Raw genomic sequence first — 17,226 nt, 5'->3', positions numbered from 1 at the left:
ACGGCTATATTCGGACAACCCACACTTGGCGAGGCCGAGGCTTTCCTCGCGCTTCGGAGGGTGCATGTCTCAATCCTTATACACACGCCGAACAATGCTGAAGGTGGGTGCCGCCTTGGCGAGTGCAGCCATCCTGCCAGCGGGTGAGTTCCGAAAGGATGATCCTCAAGGTCCGCATGAAGCGCCCGCTCTTGTGGTGTTTTTCTTAAACGGAGGGCCTTCCGGGCTCTTCAACAGTGCCGGGTCCTTCCTTGAGAAGGGGAGCTTTGGCGTGAGGCCAGACAATGTGAAAGCCCTTGGCAATGGATTGGTGGTGGATGCGGCCACGTTTGGGAATCTTCCATCAATAGCCCTATCTCATATGGCATCCATTAATTTCCAGCACGGACACTACCGTCACGACCTCGCCAGGGCGGCGGTGCTCCAGACAGGCAATCACAGCAACCTATTGCTGCTCGCAGGCGCGATGACGACGAAGGCGCCGATCCGCTGCGCCATTGTCAATTCGCTAGGATTCCCGGTGGGGATCTCATGGGATTCCCCGGCGGAGGGCGGAGCCGCATTTACCCGTGTGACTGATTTCCGCTCTGTTGAAACGGAATTGATGAGAGTTCCTGCCTTCGACCATCAGGAAGCCGCAGCCGCATACGGCTTGGCTCAGGGAATTCGGGAAATCGCGGACACACCGTCCACCTTCCTAGCTACGGAAATGCTCGTGCGCGGAGGTACCAGTATTGTCTTTTCCCAGCCAGCTTACTTGGGAAGACCTGATCGCCAGTTCGACATACACAAGGAGCTCGATGGCGCCACGGACCGAAAAATCATGTCCCAGCTCATACCATCTCTTCAAATCTTTCTGGATCGGATGCTCACTCTGTCGAATCGGAATGTAGTAGTGGCTCTATTTGGCGAATTTTCACGCACGGTCACGACCTCTGATCATGAACCTGGAGGCACTGCCACCATCATCGGGAAGTATGTACGTTGCGGAACCGCTGGACCTCAGAATCCGGATGGGTCGATGCCTCCCAATACGCCTGGTACTGGAGCGCTCTGGGCATTTCTTGCGGATGCGCTGCGTCTCGAAGACCATCCGTTCGGGAGTAACCCCAATCCTGGACTTCTCCTTTAGCTAGCCGGACCAGCCGCGCCTGAAACGATTGGCCGAGGCGGCTTCTTGCGCCGAGAGGAACTTGGGGCAGGCCCTCCCGGAAGGTTGATTCGGCCTCCGAATTCCCGATCGAATCTCGCCCGAATTCCCCTCAGAGTGGGTCTACCCAGACCCTGAAGGAGGGCGAGTGCAAAGCAAGGCGAGCCAAAAGGTTCTCCCGTAAGCGTCCGGCCATCCCGCTCTCAGCTTAGTGGCCAGGGGCTTTCCCGCGATTCTCGATCTGGTAACAAAAACGGCCGACAGTAGTCGGCCGTTGCGTTTGGTAGGGCTAACGGGATTTGAACCCGTGTTACCGCCGTGAAAGTTGCCCCTGTGTGACATCAGCGGACGCAGGCGGACGAGCAAAAAGTATTTACTTTACAGAATTTAGATCGCCAGGGTTTACTCGTGTCTGAGGTCGTCCGGGAACACTTTTTTCGGATGATTTTCGGATGGAGGATCTTGTGGTCAGGAATGTTCGCAGCGCAAAACTGGACACCCGATCCGCCCGTTTGAAGCTTTCGAGTCAGAAGGAACCTCATTGGGTTTCGCTCGCCCCGGGTGAGGCCTTGGGGTACTACCGGCCCAAGCAGGGCGGGGCCGGAACCTGGAGCGCCCGCCTCTACGATCCCGTCTCCAAGAAGATCGCCCGCAAGTCGATTGGCACCGCCGACGACTACACCGATGCGGACGATCGGGATGTCTTCAGCTACGCACAGGCGCAGGCGAAGGCGCGTGAGTGGTTCGAAGAGGCCCGAGCGGACTTCAGGGGTGAACCCATCCGGCGTGGCCCTTTCACCGTCAAGGATGCCTGGGAAGCCTACGCCGAGGATGCCGAGCGTCGCGGCATGAAGAGCTTGCCCCAGACGGGGGCCACGGTCAGGGCCCACATCCTTCCCGCGTTCGGGAACATGGAGGTATCCGATCTGACTCAGTACCGCGTGGAGAAGTGGCACCAGAAGCTCGCCGAGGCGCCTGCGCGGAGGCGGACCAAGAAGGGCGCCGATGAACATGCCCACGGGGAAGATCCGATCACTCCGGATGTGAAGCGAGCCCGTCGTGCTTCCGCCAACCGAGTGCTGGGGGTGCTCAAAGCCATGCTCAGCTTCGCCAAGCGCCGCAGGCTCACGAAGGCCAGCGGCGAAGCCTGGCGGGAGGTGGCGCCCTTCCGGGGGACGGTCTCCGCGCGGCAGCGGTTCCTCAATCCCGACGAGGCTCAGCGTCTTGTGAATGCCTGCGATCCGGAATTCCGCCTTCTGGTTCAGGCGGCCCTTCTGACGGGCGCTCGGTTTGGAGAACTCACCCGCATCCGGGTTTCCGACTTCAACGAGATGTCCAAAACGATCTTCTTCGAGCTGACCAAGAACTCGAAGCCCCGATACGTCTATCTCACGGAGGAGGGGCTCAGCTTCTTCCGTTCGCTCACGGCAGGGAAGCGGGGTGACCAGGCGCTGTTCCTGCGGGACTCTTACAGCAACCGGAATCGGAACAGTGAGAAGATCCTCCGACCCTGGCGGAAATCAGAAGCCTCACGACCCATGGCCGAAGCTTGCGAGGCGGCGGGGTTGGAAGCCATGACGTTCCATGAACTCCGGCACACCTATGCCTCGGGACTGGTGAACCGAGGCGTGCCGCTAGCCTATGTCGCGGCCCAGCTCGGTCACACCGATACCCGCATGGTCGAGAAACACTACGGGCACATCTGCCACAGCGCCTTGGCCGAGGCCATCGACAAGCTGGCGCCGACCTGGGGGATTCTTGACACCTCCAACGTGGCGAATCTGGAGATCAAGAAGTCCGGGTGATGCCCTTCCTGGACTCTGAAGAAAGTCAGGATCGGTCGAGACTCATCGCCCCAGGCAGCCCCCGCATCTGTCCCAAGCACCATTCAAGGGTTTCCTGAAGGATCTGGGTGGATTCGGGTGGCAGATTCGTGCAGTTGAACCAGGGGCGCTTATCCAGGCTCGGCTTTTGAATGGAGATGCCAGGCACGGATTGGTAACGGGCCCATAGCTCCTCGCGGGAGGCTTCGGAGATGAAGGCTGGCCGGGTCTTGAGGTACTGGAAAGGGATCTCTAACGTGCCGTTGGTGTAGAGCGAAAACAGGGGGTACCACGCGTCCGGCGTGAGGATCACCGGGGTGAAACTGCCACTGGAAAGACCTGCACCCTAATCGATCCGATCTGCGTGGGATTCGGCCCAGGTGAGGAGGGATCTCACGACTTGCACACCCTCAGGCCGGGCAGAGCGAAGTGCTCCAAAGAACCTTTCCTCGTCCCAGCGGGCCCCCCGAGGAGAAGCAGCTTTGCGCGATTCCGATTCGGCCGTGACGCCGTAAACCCGAGGTACGAGGGTGCGAAGCCCCGGTCCCTCAAATTGACGGATCTCCACGGCGATCACCTCTGCGGGATCCATCTGCTCGTTGAGGAATTCCACGATGCGGCGCAGCTCCAAAGGAATTCGGTCCGCCAGGAACACCAGGCGGATCCTCCCAGCCTGAAGATTTGTCTTCACCCGCTGCCAGAAGGCATCGGCTTCCAAATCAAGACCCAGCACATCTCGAAGAACAGCATCAGGATCCTTGCCCTGTCGAGCGCAATCGGTCGCAAAGGCTTCTTGAAGATCTCCAACCTTGAGATAGGCCACGGCGTTGGCTGCGTAATCGAGCATCTGCCCCACGACCTCCCGGCGAATACGCGTGTCGCTGCTCCGCTTCACTTCAACCAAGGTCGGCACTGCCTCCTGGTCGAGAAACAGATGATCGAGCGACCATCGTGAGGTGCCATCCTCCTCGCCCGGAATACCCAGCTCCCGCTGAACCAGAAGCCATCGCCGAGGGGCGGAGGGATTAATCTGGTCCCCAGGCATCAAGGCCGGATGATCGGCCAGGTAGCTTTGAAGCAGGTCTTCAGAAGCGTAGGGAGATTCACGCAGTTCGATGATGCCTGAGCCCTCTTGGAGGACGAACATGCCGGTCGTCATGGTCAATCCTTACTGTCGCGCGCGATGGGAGGAATAATCAAAACGCCAGGTCAATGATTGCTCACACGAATGTAGACCCGTGAAGAGAAGTCCAGTGTCTACTCCCTCCATGATTCTGATCCTAATGGCAGATCGTTCAGTTCGGCCCTAGCTTCGCGCCATGTCGGGAAGTGTTCGGTGAGTAAGGCGAGAAAGCGCTCGCTGTGGGTGGGTTCGATCAGGTGAATCATTTCGTGGACAATGACGTATTCCAGCAGATCTTTCGGCTTTTTCACCAGCTCGGTATTCAGGCGGATGTGCTGGGCCTTGGGATTGCAGCTCCCCCACTTGGTCTTCATGCGCTGAAGGAAATAGGCGGCCACGGACACGCCAAGGCGCTTCTCCCACTTCTGGATGATGGGGGGAACCACCTCATGCAGCAGGCCTTTGTGCCATTCGTGCATCACCACGGCCCTTTTTGCTTCGCTGCTGCCAGGCCGGATGCTCAGCGTGACACGGCGATGATCAAGGGACACCGCGGGCTTGGCTTCCGCCTCTCGCACATTCAGCAGATAGCGACGCCCCCAAAGGTAATGTGATTCCCGGGTTACAAATCGGCGCTTAGTCTCCCGCGCCTGGTTCTGGAGCTTCTCCTGCTGGGTTCGGATCCAGCCCAGTTTGGAAATCGCGTAGGCCCGCGCGACCTCCAGGCGGGTGGCCACAGGTGTGACCAGCGTGACACGGCCATGCGGAGGGTGAACCGACAGATGAACGTGCTTGACGTCCTTCCGGGTCACCGTGATGGTGATCTCCCCAATCTGGATGGATTCCGTCATCAATACCCCGGCTGGTGCTTGATGATGTCGAACAGTGCCTTCGTCGCTTCCCGATCACGAGCAAGGATCGGGTAAAGCGCGTTCAAGACCTGAGCTTCCCGCGTCTCGTCTCCTTTCCATCCTGCGGGAGCATGCTCTCGCATGGCGAGATCGATCTCGATAGCAAGCGCCGCCTTGGCCTCGTCTTCCCCGGGACACTGAAATGTATCTCCGGGCAGGTCCGCCAGGTTGTTGTAGACCACGATGGCCTCGTGCGCGCCGTGCAGAGAGGCGGGAAGGTTGTTGTAGGGCTGCTTATCGGCCAGCAATCGGGCCAGCTCTTCTGCCTTTCGGAGGAATTCCTCGTACTTCTCCGAATCGTCCCGGCTTTGCTGGATCAGGTCGTCCAGCAGCTTCGACATCTCCTTGTAGAACTTCGGATCTGTGAGTTGCTCGCGGATGATGGTCTTTCGGACGTTGTTGATGATTCCTTCGGCGATGGCATTCTTGGTCAGCTTGCCCTTCTGGTTCAGCTTGCGTGCGATGGCATCGTGAATGCCGGTCTCGATGATGAGTTCCGTGAGGGATAGCGCTCCCAGATCGCCGAGATTGTCGGAAGGATCCGCCTGGATGTAAGTATTGATGAGGTGGCGCATGTCCGCCTCAAAGGGCTTGATGTCCAGCTCCTCACCTGAATGCTTCTTGATGGCATTCCTGAATTCGCAGTGGGCCTCCAGCTCCTTCTGGATGGCTCCGGCCTCAGTGGCCGAATACCCGGCCTCCTCCATGTTCTGGGCGAGGTCGGCAAAGGTCCGGGCAAAGGAAGCCACGGCCTTGTAGTACGAAATACGAAGCGGCTCAGTTTCGCTCAAGGCGTTCGGGTCGCTGGCTAGGCCGCAGAAGTAGTGGAGGTACTGCTCGACCTCTCGCGGTTGTGCCACAGGTTCGCAGAGATAGCGAAGGGCTTCCTGGGCGGCGTCGAGCTGCTTCTTGCCTTCCTTCAGCCAGTCCTTGAGCTCGATGTTGTTGCTGCCTCCATTGCCCTCATCAATGTCCAGCTCGTCCGAGTTGTAGACCGCGATGGCCTGCTGTACATCCCCGAATAGCTCCTTGTAGTCCACGATGTAACCGAAGTCCTTATCTTCGCCATCCAGACGGTTGGTGCGACAGATGGCCTGGAAGAGATCGTGATCATGCAGGCTGTTATCCAGGTAGATGTAAGTACAGCTCGGTGCGTCGAAACCCGTCAGCAGCTTGCTCACGACGATCAGAAGCTTGAGATTGGCAGGCTCCTCGATGAATCGCTTTTTGGTCTGGTCTTCGTACTGCTTGGTGCTCTGCCCCTTTTTCAGAACATGCTTGGTGTAGGTGTCGAACTTGTAGCGCTCATCGCTGTTGGTCGGTTCCTTGGAGATGGCGCTTGGATTCGGCTCGAATGAGGTGATCAGGCCGCAGTAGGGACCGAATCCCGTGTTCTGAAAGATCCGGAAGTAGTGGCAGGCATCGTAGATGGAAGCGGCTACTAGGATGGCGGTGCCCCGGTCGTTGTTGAGCCGGGGTTTCAGGCTGAAGTCCTCGATGATGTCCGAGACGATGCGCTGCTTGCGCTCGGCGGAGCTCATCAAGTCCTCCATCGTTGCCCAACGTTTGCGCAACACGGCCTTCTGGAAGTTATTCAGTGCCTTCGTTTTTTTCTCAAACCAATCGTCGATCTTCTTAGGTGAGGTCAACCGCTGGGGCACATCTCGGGCCTCGTACTTCAGATCCAGCACCACCTTGTCCGCGACCGCCTGGTGGAACTTGTAGGTGTGAATGTAAGTGCCGAACACATCCCGGGTCATCGTCCTGTCCTTGCGGAGCAGGGGCGTGCCTGTAAAGCCGATGAAAAGGGCGCTCTCCAGCCATCGCTTCATCTGCTTGTTCATGTCGCCGCCTTGGGTGCGGTGGCACTCGTCCACGAACACATAGAATCGCCCGTGGACCGTCGGCGGCTCGCCCCTGAGGTCCGAAGGGTCGAACTTGTGGACCAAGGCGCACAGAAGGCGCGGGGTGGGTGAACCCAGTTTCTGCACGAACTGCGCCCGGGTGGTGATGCGGGGTGAAGGTGAGTCCTCGCCGATCACCCCTGCATTCTTCATCACCCCCTCGATCTGCTTGTCGAGTTCGTCACGGTCGGTGACAACCAGGATGCGGGCCTCCGGGTCGAATTCCAGTAGCCACTTGGCCAGCAGCACCATGAGGATGCTCTTGCCGCTGCCCTGGGTGTGCCAGATGACGCCGCCCTCGCGTCGTTGGATGCGTTCCTGCGCCGCTATTACCCCGAAGAACTGGTGCTGCCTTGGCACCTTCTTCTGACCCGCGTCGAAGATGATGAAATTGCGGAGGAGATCTAGCAGACGCTCCTTGGCACACATCTGGGCCAACGGAAGGTCCAACAGCTCACCTGTAGCAGGAGAAGCCCCGGAAGCCTCCGTGTTCTTCCACTCCACGAAGAACTTCTCCAGGGTTCCGCTGGTGCCATAGCGTAGGCCCTGGGAATCGCTGCCCGCCATCACGAGTTGCACGGTACCGAAGAAGCCTTTGTTGAAGATCTCCTCCTGATTGGTGATGAGCTGGCGGATGCCATCCACCACATCCACCGAACTGCGCTTTAGCTCGATCACCACCACCGCGAGGCCGTTCAGATAGAGCACTAGGTCGGGGCGGCGCTCATAGCCTCCCTTGATGGTCACTTCCTCCGCCAGAGCGAAGTCGTTCTTCTCAGGATGTTCCCAGTCGATCAGGTGCACCGTCTCGAAGGCCTGCCCCGCGGCGACCTGCACGGGTACGCCGTAGCGCAGAAGTTGGTACGTGCGCAGGTTGGCCTGGTAGAGGGTGATGCCGGAGGCATCAGCGGCGGACTCCAGCTTTTGCAGGGCTGCGGAGATATGCACCGCCGAATACCCTCGGGCCTTCAGGTTTTCCCGCAGGATCTCCGCTTCGATGGGCCGGTTGTTCTCCCGTTTGTGCCAGTCCCCCAGGTAGCGGTAGCCCAAAGAGCCCGGGCGCTTGGGATCCGTGAACAAGGTAATGACGCGATCCTGGGTCGTACGCTCAGAGCGGGGCTGACTAGGCATGGCCACCACCTCGTTGATGGAACTTTTCTCTCCAGTCTCTCAACCCTTCAAGGTCTGCACGCAGCGCAGGCTCTTCCGGCAGAAAAACGGGTGTTTCCTGTGATTGGCTGTGCTCGTAACAAGAGTATTTCGTCATCAGGCCATCAATGAAATCACAATCCTCGCGAGTGATTTGGGGCAGTTTCCCAATGCGGTTGTCTGTGGTCACGCTTCGACGATGGCGTTTAACCACCTCGTTCAGGAGGTCATCCTCAACGGTTCGCTCCAGAAGCTTACGAAAGTCCGAGCAAATGCCTTGTGCATGGAGTCGATAGGCATCGCCTCCTCCTACCTCTGCCGCTTTCATGGCCTCCGTTAGCCGGCTAAGGAGGATGTTGTTGGCCGTCTTCGTTTTAGCGTTCCACGCTGCCTCATTGGCAGGGTGACCCGAGGCCCCTCCAAACGATTCGATGTAGCGCTTCCCAAGGTGGTCCTTGCGCCAATCGTCTCCATTCTTTTTCGCCGCGTCTTCCATCGCGCCATACAGCGAAAGCCGATGCGTGAAGACCAGCACCTGTCTATCCTTTGCAAGTTCCGCCAATCGTTGCGCTACCTGCCACTCGTAGTCGTGATCGAGGGATGAGATCGGGTCATCGAACACGAAGGGCGCGGCATGGGGCTTTTCAGCAACATCCGCCAGAAACGCCGCCAGTGAAACAATACGACGCTCACCGTCGCTCAGCACCGAATCCGGCACGGCTTGGGCAGCAGTAGCCCCCTTAAGGCGGAGCTGATGCAGGGCCTTCCCGTGTGAGGTTCGGGTTTTCACCAATTCCACGCGAATATGTTCTGCACCCAGTGCTTTCAGCTCGGCGTTGAAACGCGTCACGTAGGCTGTGGTGATGACCCTCTCTGCGACTTTCCCGGCCTGTACCGAAATTGGTCCAGAATTGGCACAGCGAGCCCAGCCCTCGATTGCTTTGACCTTTTTCAGACGCTCGATTTCCTTTTGAATGGCCTCGGACTGCTGGGAGACCCACTTCCGGGCCTCAAGCTCTGTTTTCTGGCTCAATGCCGAGGCGCGGTTGAAAGTCTTGGCGTCCTCATCGTGCTGATGGGCCTCGGATTCCAGTGCTTTGGATCTGGCATTTAGCAACTCCAGGAAGTCGCCGGGCACCTCTACTGGCTTGGCTGATTCTTCTGATTCCCCAGCCTTCAATCGCTCGCTTGCCTGCCCTACGCTTGCCCAGAAGGTATTGAGAATCTTTAGCTGTGCATCCTGCGTAACACCAGCCGCTTCGCAGCGAGTGCGGATCTCATCTTCGGACAAAGCGACGGGTAGATCCTCCAGCAAGGCATCGTAATCGCTTTCCGCAGTCGTCGCTTCGGCTTCCACCATGCCCTGGACGAAGGCCTCAAAATCACGCAGGCGCTGCTGGGCATCGCTGGAAAGCTCCTGGTGGCATAACAGGCACCGGGATCCAGGACCGGTCACTGGGAAATCTTGGTCTGGGTAGGGGATCTGGGAATACTGTCGCGCAGCTTTCCAGAGAGCGTTCCAGGTCTCGGTGCCAATGCCTTGCAGCTTGGAAGACTGGGCACAAGCCTTGGCGGCTTCCGTGGCCACCTTGCGTTTTGCCTGGGCGCCCATTCGCGCAGCTCGTAGAGCCTGGATCTGATCCTGGCCAAGGACCGCTCCGACGCTTTCCAGTTCCTCCACCAACTGATCCACCTGGGTTTTGGTGGCTCGTTTCTGCCTGGCGGCGAGGGTTGGATCCGCAACCTTCAGCCGTTCGACCAACAGATCAAGATCGGCCTGGTCGGCCTCCGCCCAGTGGATCAGGCGCTGAAGTGTAGCCTCGGAGATGTCCGCCTTCAGTCCCTGGTAAGCCGTTCCCGCCTTGGCTCCAAGGTGCTCAGGCGGAAGGGTCGGAAGTGAACTGACCAGCAGTACCTGCTCGGCCTGGAGCTTGTCTTTGACGCGGTTGCAGGCCGCGGCCAACCCCTCAAACAGGGCCACGGCAGGAGGGGTGTAGGAGGCTTCTGACTCCTTGTTCAGATAGAAAGCCGCCGCGTCGGCATCGAAAAAATCCACGGACTGGAGATCGGCGAGCGCAGCACCGGTCGGCGACCACTCAACGCTCAACTCAGCCCCACTGGAGCGATAGCGAATCGTGCATTTCCGTTCCGTAGGAGGAGCCTGGAACACATGGGGTTTCAGTTCCTTAGCCAAGGGCTTTCCGCAGGCCTTTTTCAGAATCCGCGTGTAGCTGGATTTTCCGGAGCCATTGGGACCATAGATCACCGCGAGGTTGCCCTTGCCAAAGTCCAGCGGCCTTCTAGGGGCTAGGTTTTCAATCCCCTTGATGTCCCCCAGGCTAAGCAGGCGAAGCTCTGCTGTCGTTCGGGAAGAGCCACCCAGCGCCTCAAAGGATCGCGATGTGGTGACCTTTCGCCCCTCCTCGGACTTGAGACGGGAGACCAGGTGATCAATATCGGCCTCAGATAGTGAACCCGAATTATGGAGTCGCTCCGCAGCTTCCTGGAGCCAGTCCTGCTGCTGGTGCAGCCAGCCAATGATTTCCTGTGAGATATCACTCATCGCGAACCCCAAGCTCGAATCAATCGTGTTCTTCTGATATGCAGTTCCTGGACAATTACTTCACGCTATACGGTTGAGGTGTAAGTGATCCTGGCAAATACAGCGGATGGACAGGAGTGCCATCCGCGGCGAGGCGAAGGAAGCAAAGGCGCGGATGGTCACTGAGGAGGGCCACGACGTTCTGACCACGTTGGCGAAGCAATTTTGGGGGTTGTCCAAAGGCCAAGATGACCATCTGGGCCTGTGCCGCCATGTTCAGAATCATCCGGTCGTTTTCCGGGCCGACGGGATCGGCCACGTCCAGCAGACGATCCTTATCTGTGGCCCGGTATGCGTGGACATTGCCGACAAGCTGTCCGCCATAACCCCATGAGCGGGCAAATTTCCCGGTCTTTCGAAGCGTGGGGTCACTATAGTCGGGGCAGGCCACGCTGGGGTTCATCAGTAGCCACAAAATCAGTGGTCTGGATTCGTCCCATATTTCCCGCAATTGGTAACGATATTGCCCGCATTCCGAAAACACGGCAGTGACCTTGGAATCGGCCGGCCATTCAGGACGAACCTTGCCCCCTGGGTCGTGAGTATGTGCGGTGGGGTTCATACCACCCCTCCCGGCGGGCTGACCAACCGAGTCTTGCCGGTGAGGAGTTCCTGCATCATGCCCTGCTTAAGGGCGCGGATCTTCTCCCGCCGCCGTTCCAACGCCACCAGTTCGGTGTCCATGTCGGAGAGGACACTTGTGATGGCTTCCTGCTCGGCGACACCAGGCAACTTCATTTCGACACTTGCGATATGTGCCCGGTTTGTTGCAAAAACCTTGGTCCCCGCTGCAAGGCGCCGGAGGTGTGCTGCGAATGAGGGGCAGAATTGGAGATATCCCTTGAATCCATCGGCGAGCACGCCTTTGTCGAATCTCGCCGCGATTGTGTGCAACCCGGGGACAACTTCGGCATCGAGAGTATTGCATAGCTCTACCGACTTACAGACTCCGGCGATGTCTTCTGATGCGTCCGCGAAGATTACATCGCCGTCACGAAGCCGATCGAGCCGTGCAGCCTTTGCATCTGGGAGGCTTGGGAGGGCCTTTGGCGAGATAAACGAGCCGGTACTGGCGTGAATGTCGCCGTAATGGAGGTACCTCACCCGCCCCTCTGGTCGAAGCTCAGCTCGGGAGTTCACACCATTTCGGAGAAACGTCACGTGGTCCCCCAACCGCTTCACCTCCCAATCCCCGGTGAATCCCGGCAGGCGGGTTTGGCCGGTAAGGAGCTGCTGCATGGCGGCCTGCTTGAGGTCGCGCTTCTTGGCGATGACCTGATACAGCCCACCCAGCAGCGCATCCACATCGTTCAACGCCACCGCGATGGCGCGTTGTTCAGGGAGCGGGGGGTGCGGTATCTTTAACTCCCGCAGTTCGCTCCCGCGAATACCTTTTACGTTTGTTCCAGAGACGATGATGCTCATCACATCCCTGCCAGTGGATGACGAAAAAAAGTAGTAGTAAAAAAGCGGGTTCGCGTCCGCCTGATTCAGACGAACACGAATGATGGAAGACTCGAATGTCAGTGGTTCGGATGGTTCGACAACGAGGGAACATTTGCCAGCTCCCGCAGGAACGACCGAACGGCGACCGAACAACAAATCTCCATCGCATAGCCCAGTCATCGACATCTCTCTGGAAGTCAGCGCTACGCGGTTCATTTCTTGATCCGATATGAAATCGAAGCCGAACATCTCGCCCATGTTCACAATGCGAGTGCCTCGCCCCTGAAACTCCGCTGACTTGTAAATGCCGTTGCGGGATGATTCGGCATAGTTTCTCCCGAAGGTTCTTACATCCCACTCCTCCGGAATGACTCCAACCTCCGTCTGCTTGTAGCCGGCCCTCACTTCCATACCGCCCCCATCCGCTTGAGGTGATCCTCCACGCGGGCGGAAAGCTTCTCTACCTCATCAAGTAGCTCCGGAAGAGGTGTGGCGTACCGATGGGCAAGCTCGCGGAGGCGATCCGTGAGGGTCTGGGAGACGCGATCCAGCTCCCCCTGCACCGCATTGGCGATGTGAGCCAACCACTTGTCCTCCACGACCAAGGCCTTGATCTCGGCCTCGGCGAGCTTGGGGTATTTCGCGTCGACCTTCAGGTCCAGCGCCACCTGGGCGGCTTTACGCTGGTCCTTGGTGTCCTTCTGTTTGTCCAGAAGGGCGGCGAAGGCCTTCAGGACCTCGCACTCCTCGCGGTAGAGCGGATCCTTACCAATCTCCTTCAGTCGATCCTTGACGGCCTTGGCGGTGATCTTCTGTTTGTCCCCTTCCCCTTCGATCACCTCCGCCAGCAGGCCCTCTTCCCCGCTGTGCTCCTCCTTCAGCTCCTCGAGCTGCTGCTCCAGGGTCGCCAACCCGTTATCCAGGGCCTCAATGGCGTCCCGTTCGGCCGCGAAGTAGCGCGCCACCAGGATCGAGGCGGGAATGAGGTCGGACTTGAAGCGCCGTCGCCCCTTCAGGTAGTCGTGGGACTCGGGCCAGACCAGCTTATTGTCCTTGTTCTTGATCTGGCCGATCTCCCGGGGTTGGGCTCCCTTCACCCAGCCATCGGCGGCGATGAGATAGGTGTCGTCCTGCATCGTCTCGGCCCAGTAATCCATCAGGTGCTGGTAGATGTCGTAGGCATCTAGAAGGGGGTCCTTCTGGAAGGAGGTGAGCAGGTCCTCCGAAAGCTGCTCGATAAGTGCCTTGGGATGACCATCCTTTGCAAAGCCCGTTAGGTACGGCGTGTTGGCCTTACGCCACTGGTTAAAATGGCCCAGCGCCTGGGTATTGAAGGCTGTGAATTCGGGGTGACTCAGGATGACGGCCTTCACCTCGCCCTGGGGTACGCTGAGGCGGGCGTAGCCGGGGCGCCCAGCGGATTCAAACAGAGCTGTCCGCAGGCTTGGGAGCACCTTCCAGTAAGGGGCGAGGGCGCTCTCAGCTGCATCCAGATCGCGCTCGGGAATGCCGCCCCGCAGGTGGCCGTCGATATCCTGAAGATCTTCGGGGTCGCTGCTATCGATGTAGCGCGGCAGATTGAGATTGAAGTCGTTCTTGGGATCGGCGATCTCGTCGAAGGGCACCATGCGCGCATAGCGGGGCATCTCGACCTGCTTGGTGAAGGTGTCCACGATCTTGTGGATGTCCTGCTCGCGAAGCCGGTTCTTGGGGCCATCCTTCTTGAATCCCTTGCTGGCGTCGATCATGAACACGCCCTTGCGGGCGGCGGCGTTTCCCTTATCCAGCACCAGGATGCAGGCTGGAATGCCCGTTCCGAAAAAGAGGTTGGCGGGCAGGCCGATGATGCCCTTGAGGTAGCCGGAGCGCACGAGCTGCTCGCGGATAACTGCCTCGGCGTTGCCTCGGAAGAGCACGCCATGGGGCAAGATGCAGGCGCCCTTGCCGGTGCTCTTCAAGCTGCGGAGGATGTGCAGAAGGTAGGCGTAATCCCCCTGCTTGGCGGGCGGCTCACCCCATGCGAAGCGCTGGTATGGATCGGCGGATGGCGTGATGCCATTGCTCCAAGTCTTGTCGGAGAAGGGGGGATTGGCCACCACGTAGTCGAAGGTACGGAGTTGCTCGTCGTCCTTGAACTTGGGGGAAGCCAGGGTGTTGCCAGGCAGGATGTTGGCCGTTGGGAAGTCGTGCAGGATCATGTTCATGCGGGCGAGACCGGCGGTGGTCACGTCCTTTTCCTGTCCTTCCAGCGTGATGTGCTTTCCCGCCTCGGCGGCCACCTTGAGTAGCAGGGAGCCCGATCCGCAGGTGGGATCGTAGGCCGTGGTGGAGGCCTTGGTGTTCTCCGGCGATATGCCGATGACCTTGGCGATGATCCGACTAACTTCCGACGGCGTTAGGAACTGCCCCTTGCTCTTGCCGCTTTGAACAGCAAAGTTGCGCATCAGATATTCGTAAGCATCGCCCAGGATGTCGTCGTGCTCGGCACGGTTCTTCGAGAAATCCAGCGCCGGGTTCTCGAAGATGGCGATCAAGTTGGAGAGCTTCTCCACCCGCTCTTTGCCCTCCCCGAGCTTGTTGGGGTCGTTGAAATCGGGGAAATCGCTGCGGGCCAGGCGGCTATTCGCGTCGATGAGCGGCTGGATGACCTGGGTGTTGATCTTGTCGCCGATATCGCTCTTGCCCTTGAGGGCCACCATGTCCTTGAAGTTCGCGCCTTTCGGGATGGTGATGGGAGGGGCGAAGGCGTCGCTGTTCCCGTACTTGTCGGAGACGTATTTGATGAACAGCATGAACAGGACATAGTCCTTGTACTGGCTGGCATCCATCCCCCCGCGCAGCTCGTCGCAGGAAGCCCAGAGGGAGGAATAGAGGTCGGATTTCTTGACGGCCATGAGGTTCCCTATTTTTAACCATTGTAGATGGCCGGGGCGGCTTTAGGCCACGCCCATTGGTGGGTTGGTTTGGTTACGGGCTTTTTTAGGTCCGTTGTGGTTGCCCGGATAGAAACCCCTTTTCGAAAGCGGCTAGCAGTACTTCAGTGTCTATGGATGCCGTGGCCAGGGGTGTACGTGCTGCGAAGGTGAGCAGGCGCTCGCGTTCAGGGGGGCAGAGAAGACCACGGACCCAATCTCGGAGGGCGACCGGTGCCAGGTTCGATACCTGTCTCCCAAGAATCCAAGCTCCCGCAGGCTCGGGTTGGAAGTCATATCGCTCCATTGCCTCTGGGAATTCGTCATAGAGCTGGGTATCCGTGAGTGTGTCGGCGTGGTGGCCGAGCAGCTCGTAGAAGTCCACTGCGTCTCTTCCGTGTGTTCTCGTGCCTCGGTCTCGGTAGGCCACCAGCTTGAGGATGGCCTGGCCTGCGGCTGATGCCATGGGGATCGCATGGGTTGTGTCGATCCTCAATCGAATGGCCGAAGCCAAGGCCTCTTCGTAGCCCAGCACGTGCATCACGTGGGCCCCATCGGGTGGCCATGCGATGGTGCCGTCCGCCTGGGCGATGGCGCCAAAGGGGACCAGGTCCACGCGGGTCTCCATGCCCGTGGTCGCGTCCTTGTGGATGACGCGCTGGGATTCCTTTGCATCGAGCCTGAATCGTCCAGAGGCCACGAGGGCGGCTTTCAGGGCCTCGTAGGCCTTCCAGTCCTTCACCGTGACCCCGAAATCAAGATCCGTCGTCTTCCGTCCCCGGGCACATCCGTGGCCGTAGTGGAGCAGGATTTCCCGGGCCATGGCGCCGCTGAGGAGGTAGGGGATTCCTTCCGCCTGGAGCACATCATCCAGGTCTCCCAGAAGCGCCACGACGTGAGGCTCCAGGGGGTGCTTAAGCTCCAGCCAGGAGGTCGTCATAGATTCGCTCTGCCTCCTCGTGGGTGCGGGGGTCTCCCATGCCCGCAAGATCAGCGTAGATCAGAAGGTCGGGGGCTAGGCCTCGCACCTGACGGGGGCGTTCTGGAAGATCCCAGAAGGCATCCAGAATCTCGATGGGGCCCTGGTCATCGGCTCTCAGGCGATGGGCCGTCAGGAACGGGTTCCGGTTCTCGGGAAGGTAGAGGGTGGCGGTGGTCGGAGCGAGATTCCCCTTCCGTCGGGCCGCTGCCACTTCGCCTCCCCAGTACCCTCCGAAGGCGGCTGGATCGACCTGATGCCACCAGGTGTCGTCGGTCGCCCGGTACCGCCTGGGATTCAGCTTGGGTCGGAGGCGCAGGGGGTAGTTCAGGGCCCAGGCCTTCATGGCGCGATCGCGATCCACCCAGCGCCGTTCGCCATCCTTCTGCTCGATGATCTGCCCCTGCATCCGGAGGTCCGTCAGGATGCGGCCCACGGTGCCAAGGGCGACGCCAGCGGCTTTGGCGATCTCCCGATAGGGTGCGTTGAGCAGCTCCGGATTCACCAGCAGGGCGAAGACCACCCTCAGGCCGGTTCGGTCGAAGGCGCGGGCGGGTTTCTCCCGCAGGCGCAGGCCTCTGTGAAGCCGCTTCCCTTGGATGAGCACGAACAAACCGTCCTGGTCCAGGTAGGCGTTTCCGGCGGCATCCAGGAATTGCAGGTGCATCCTCCGGCAGTGGTCGGCCAGTTCTTCGGTCAACTGATTCGTAATCAGCAGGCCTCCCCCTTCTGTGACCAACTTCTCCCGCCCAATCTGGGCTTCCAATTGTGCGAACGCCACCAGGGTCGCATGGCGATCGACCGTCTTCTTGATCTCAACCCAGTAGACGGTTTCCTGCTGACCTCTTGCCACGACGATTCGAGCATCCGGGCGCCGAAGAGGAGCTGTCGGGTTTGGCGTGAACGGGGGAGGAACCTCCCACACGTCCAGTCCCGTGTTCTCTCGAAGCTTCTTCAGAGCCTCTTCCAGGAGGTTGGTTTCATGGAGAAGGAGTTCCATGCGTTCACACTTTGATAATGTTCACGAAACGTGAACATTGAATTACATTGAACATGAATGAAAAGATTGGAGAAGTCAAGGAGTCTGTTCAAAAAATATTGATGTTCACGAAACGGGAACAATCATGAATTGTGAACATCCAAAGAGAGGCCGCCTTGAGTCCTGGAATGCAGTCGAGTTGGTCTGCTTTTTTTACAAGCGAAGGCGCTTGCCCCCCATTCCCCCAT

The 17,226-nt window shown here is 59.0% G+C and carries 11 protein-coding genes; 2 read left to right on the top strand and 9 right to left on the bottom strand.

Annotation, left to right across the window (positions count from 1 at the left end):
- Positions 1-64: 64 nt before the first annotated feature.
- Together MLE42_RS04560 and MLE42_RS04555 are read left to right on the top strand one after the other, a co-directional pair.
- On the top strand, positions 65-1,132 hold the full coding sequence (locus MLE42_RS04560) for a DUF1501 domain-containing protein (protein WP_243286700.1): 1,068 nt from the start codon (positions 65-67) through the stop codon (positions 1,130-1,132).
- A gap of 587 nt (positions 1,133-1,719) precedes the next feature.
- Positions 1,720-2,955, top strand: a complete 1,236-nt coding sequence (locus MLE42_RS04555; protein ID WP_243286699.1) for a tyrosine-type recombinase/integrase — start codon at positions 1,720-1,722, stop codon at positions 2,953-2,955.
- 364 nt (positions 2,956-3,319) lie between these two features.
- Here the strand turns inward: MLE42_RS04555 and MLE42_RS04550 are convergent, their stop codons facing one another.
- The 9 genes from MLE42_RS04550 to MLE42_RS04510 all read right to left on the bottom strand — a co-directional run bounded on the left by MLE42_RS04550 (position 3,320) and on the right by MLE42_RS04510 (position 16,666).
- Positions 3,320-4,132, bottom strand: coding sequence for a hypothetical protein (locus MLE42_RS04550; RefSeq protein WP_243286698.1), 813 nt, complete (start codon positions 4,130-4,132; stop codon positions 3,320-3,322).
- Between the two features lie 98 nt (positions 4,133-4,230).
- On the bottom strand, positions 4,231-4,947 hold the full coding sequence (locus MLE42_RS04545; RefSeq protein WP_243286697.1) for a M48 family metallopeptidase: 717 nt from the start codon (positions 4,945-4,947) through the stop codon (positions 4,231-4,233).
- Positions 4,947-8,042 carry a type I restriction endonuclease subunit R gene (locus MLE42_RS04540; RefSeq protein ID WP_420843068.1) on the bottom strand — a complete coding sequence of 1,032 codons (3,096 nt, stop codon included), beginning with the start codon at positions 8,040-8,042 and terminating at the stop codon, positions 4,947-4,949. The genes MLE42_RS04545 and MLE42_RS04540 overlap by 1 nt, the downstream gene beginning before the upstream one ends.
- Positions 8,035-10,623: an AAA family ATPase gene (locus MLE42_RS04535; protein WP_243286695.1), complete on the bottom strand. Its 2,589-nt coding sequence runs from the start codon at positions 10,621-10,623 to the stop codon at positions 8,035-8,037. Before MLE42_RS04535 ends, MLE42_RS04540 begins: the two co-directional genes overlap by 8 nt.
- A 55-nt stretch (positions 10,624-10,678) precedes the next feature.
- Positions 10,679-11,224, bottom strand: coding sequence for a DUF1643 domain-containing protein (locus MLE42_RS04530; protein WP_243286694.1), 546 nt, complete (start codon positions 11,222-11,224; stop codon positions 10,679-10,681).
- Positions 11,221-12,519 (bottom strand): restriction endonuclease subunit S, encoded by a 1,299-nt coding sequence (locus MLE42_RS04525; RefSeq protein ID WP_243286693.1) that lies wholly within the window; start codon positions 12,517-12,519, stop codon positions 11,221-11,223. Before MLE42_RS04525 ends, MLE42_RS04530 begins: the two co-directional genes overlap by 4 nt.
- Entirely contained in the window at positions 12,510-15,002 is a 2,493-nt protein-coding gene (locus MLE42_RS04520; protein ID WP_243286692.1) for a type I restriction-modification system subunit M, read from the bottom strand. Before MLE42_RS04520 ends, MLE42_RS04525 begins: the two co-directional genes overlap by 10 nt.
- 85 nt (positions 15,003-15,087) lie before the next feature.
- Positions 15,088-15,960, bottom strand: a complete 873-nt coding sequence (locus MLE42_RS04515; protein ID WP_243286691.1) for a nucleotidyl transferase AbiEii/AbiGii toxin family protein — start codon at positions 15,958-15,960, stop codon at positions 15,088-15,090.
- Complete coding sequence (locus tag MLE42_RS04510) at positions 15,935-16,666, bottom strand: type IV toxin-antitoxin system AbiEi family antitoxin (RefSeq protein WP_243286690.1); 732 nt, start codon at positions 16,664-16,666, stop codon at positions 15,935-15,937. The genes MLE42_RS04515 and MLE42_RS04510 overlap by 26 nt, the downstream gene beginning before the upstream one ends.
- Positions 16,667-17,226 lie beyond the last annotated feature (560 nt).

Source organism: Geothrix terrae, from assembly GCF_022808775.1.
Classification (GTDB): domain Bacteria; phylum Acidobacteriota; class Holophagae; order Holophagales; family Holophagaceae; genus Geothrix; species Geothrix terrae.
The sequence above is the reverse complement of the archived record's forward strand: the minus strand, read 5'-3'. Positions and strand labels throughout refer to the sequence as shown.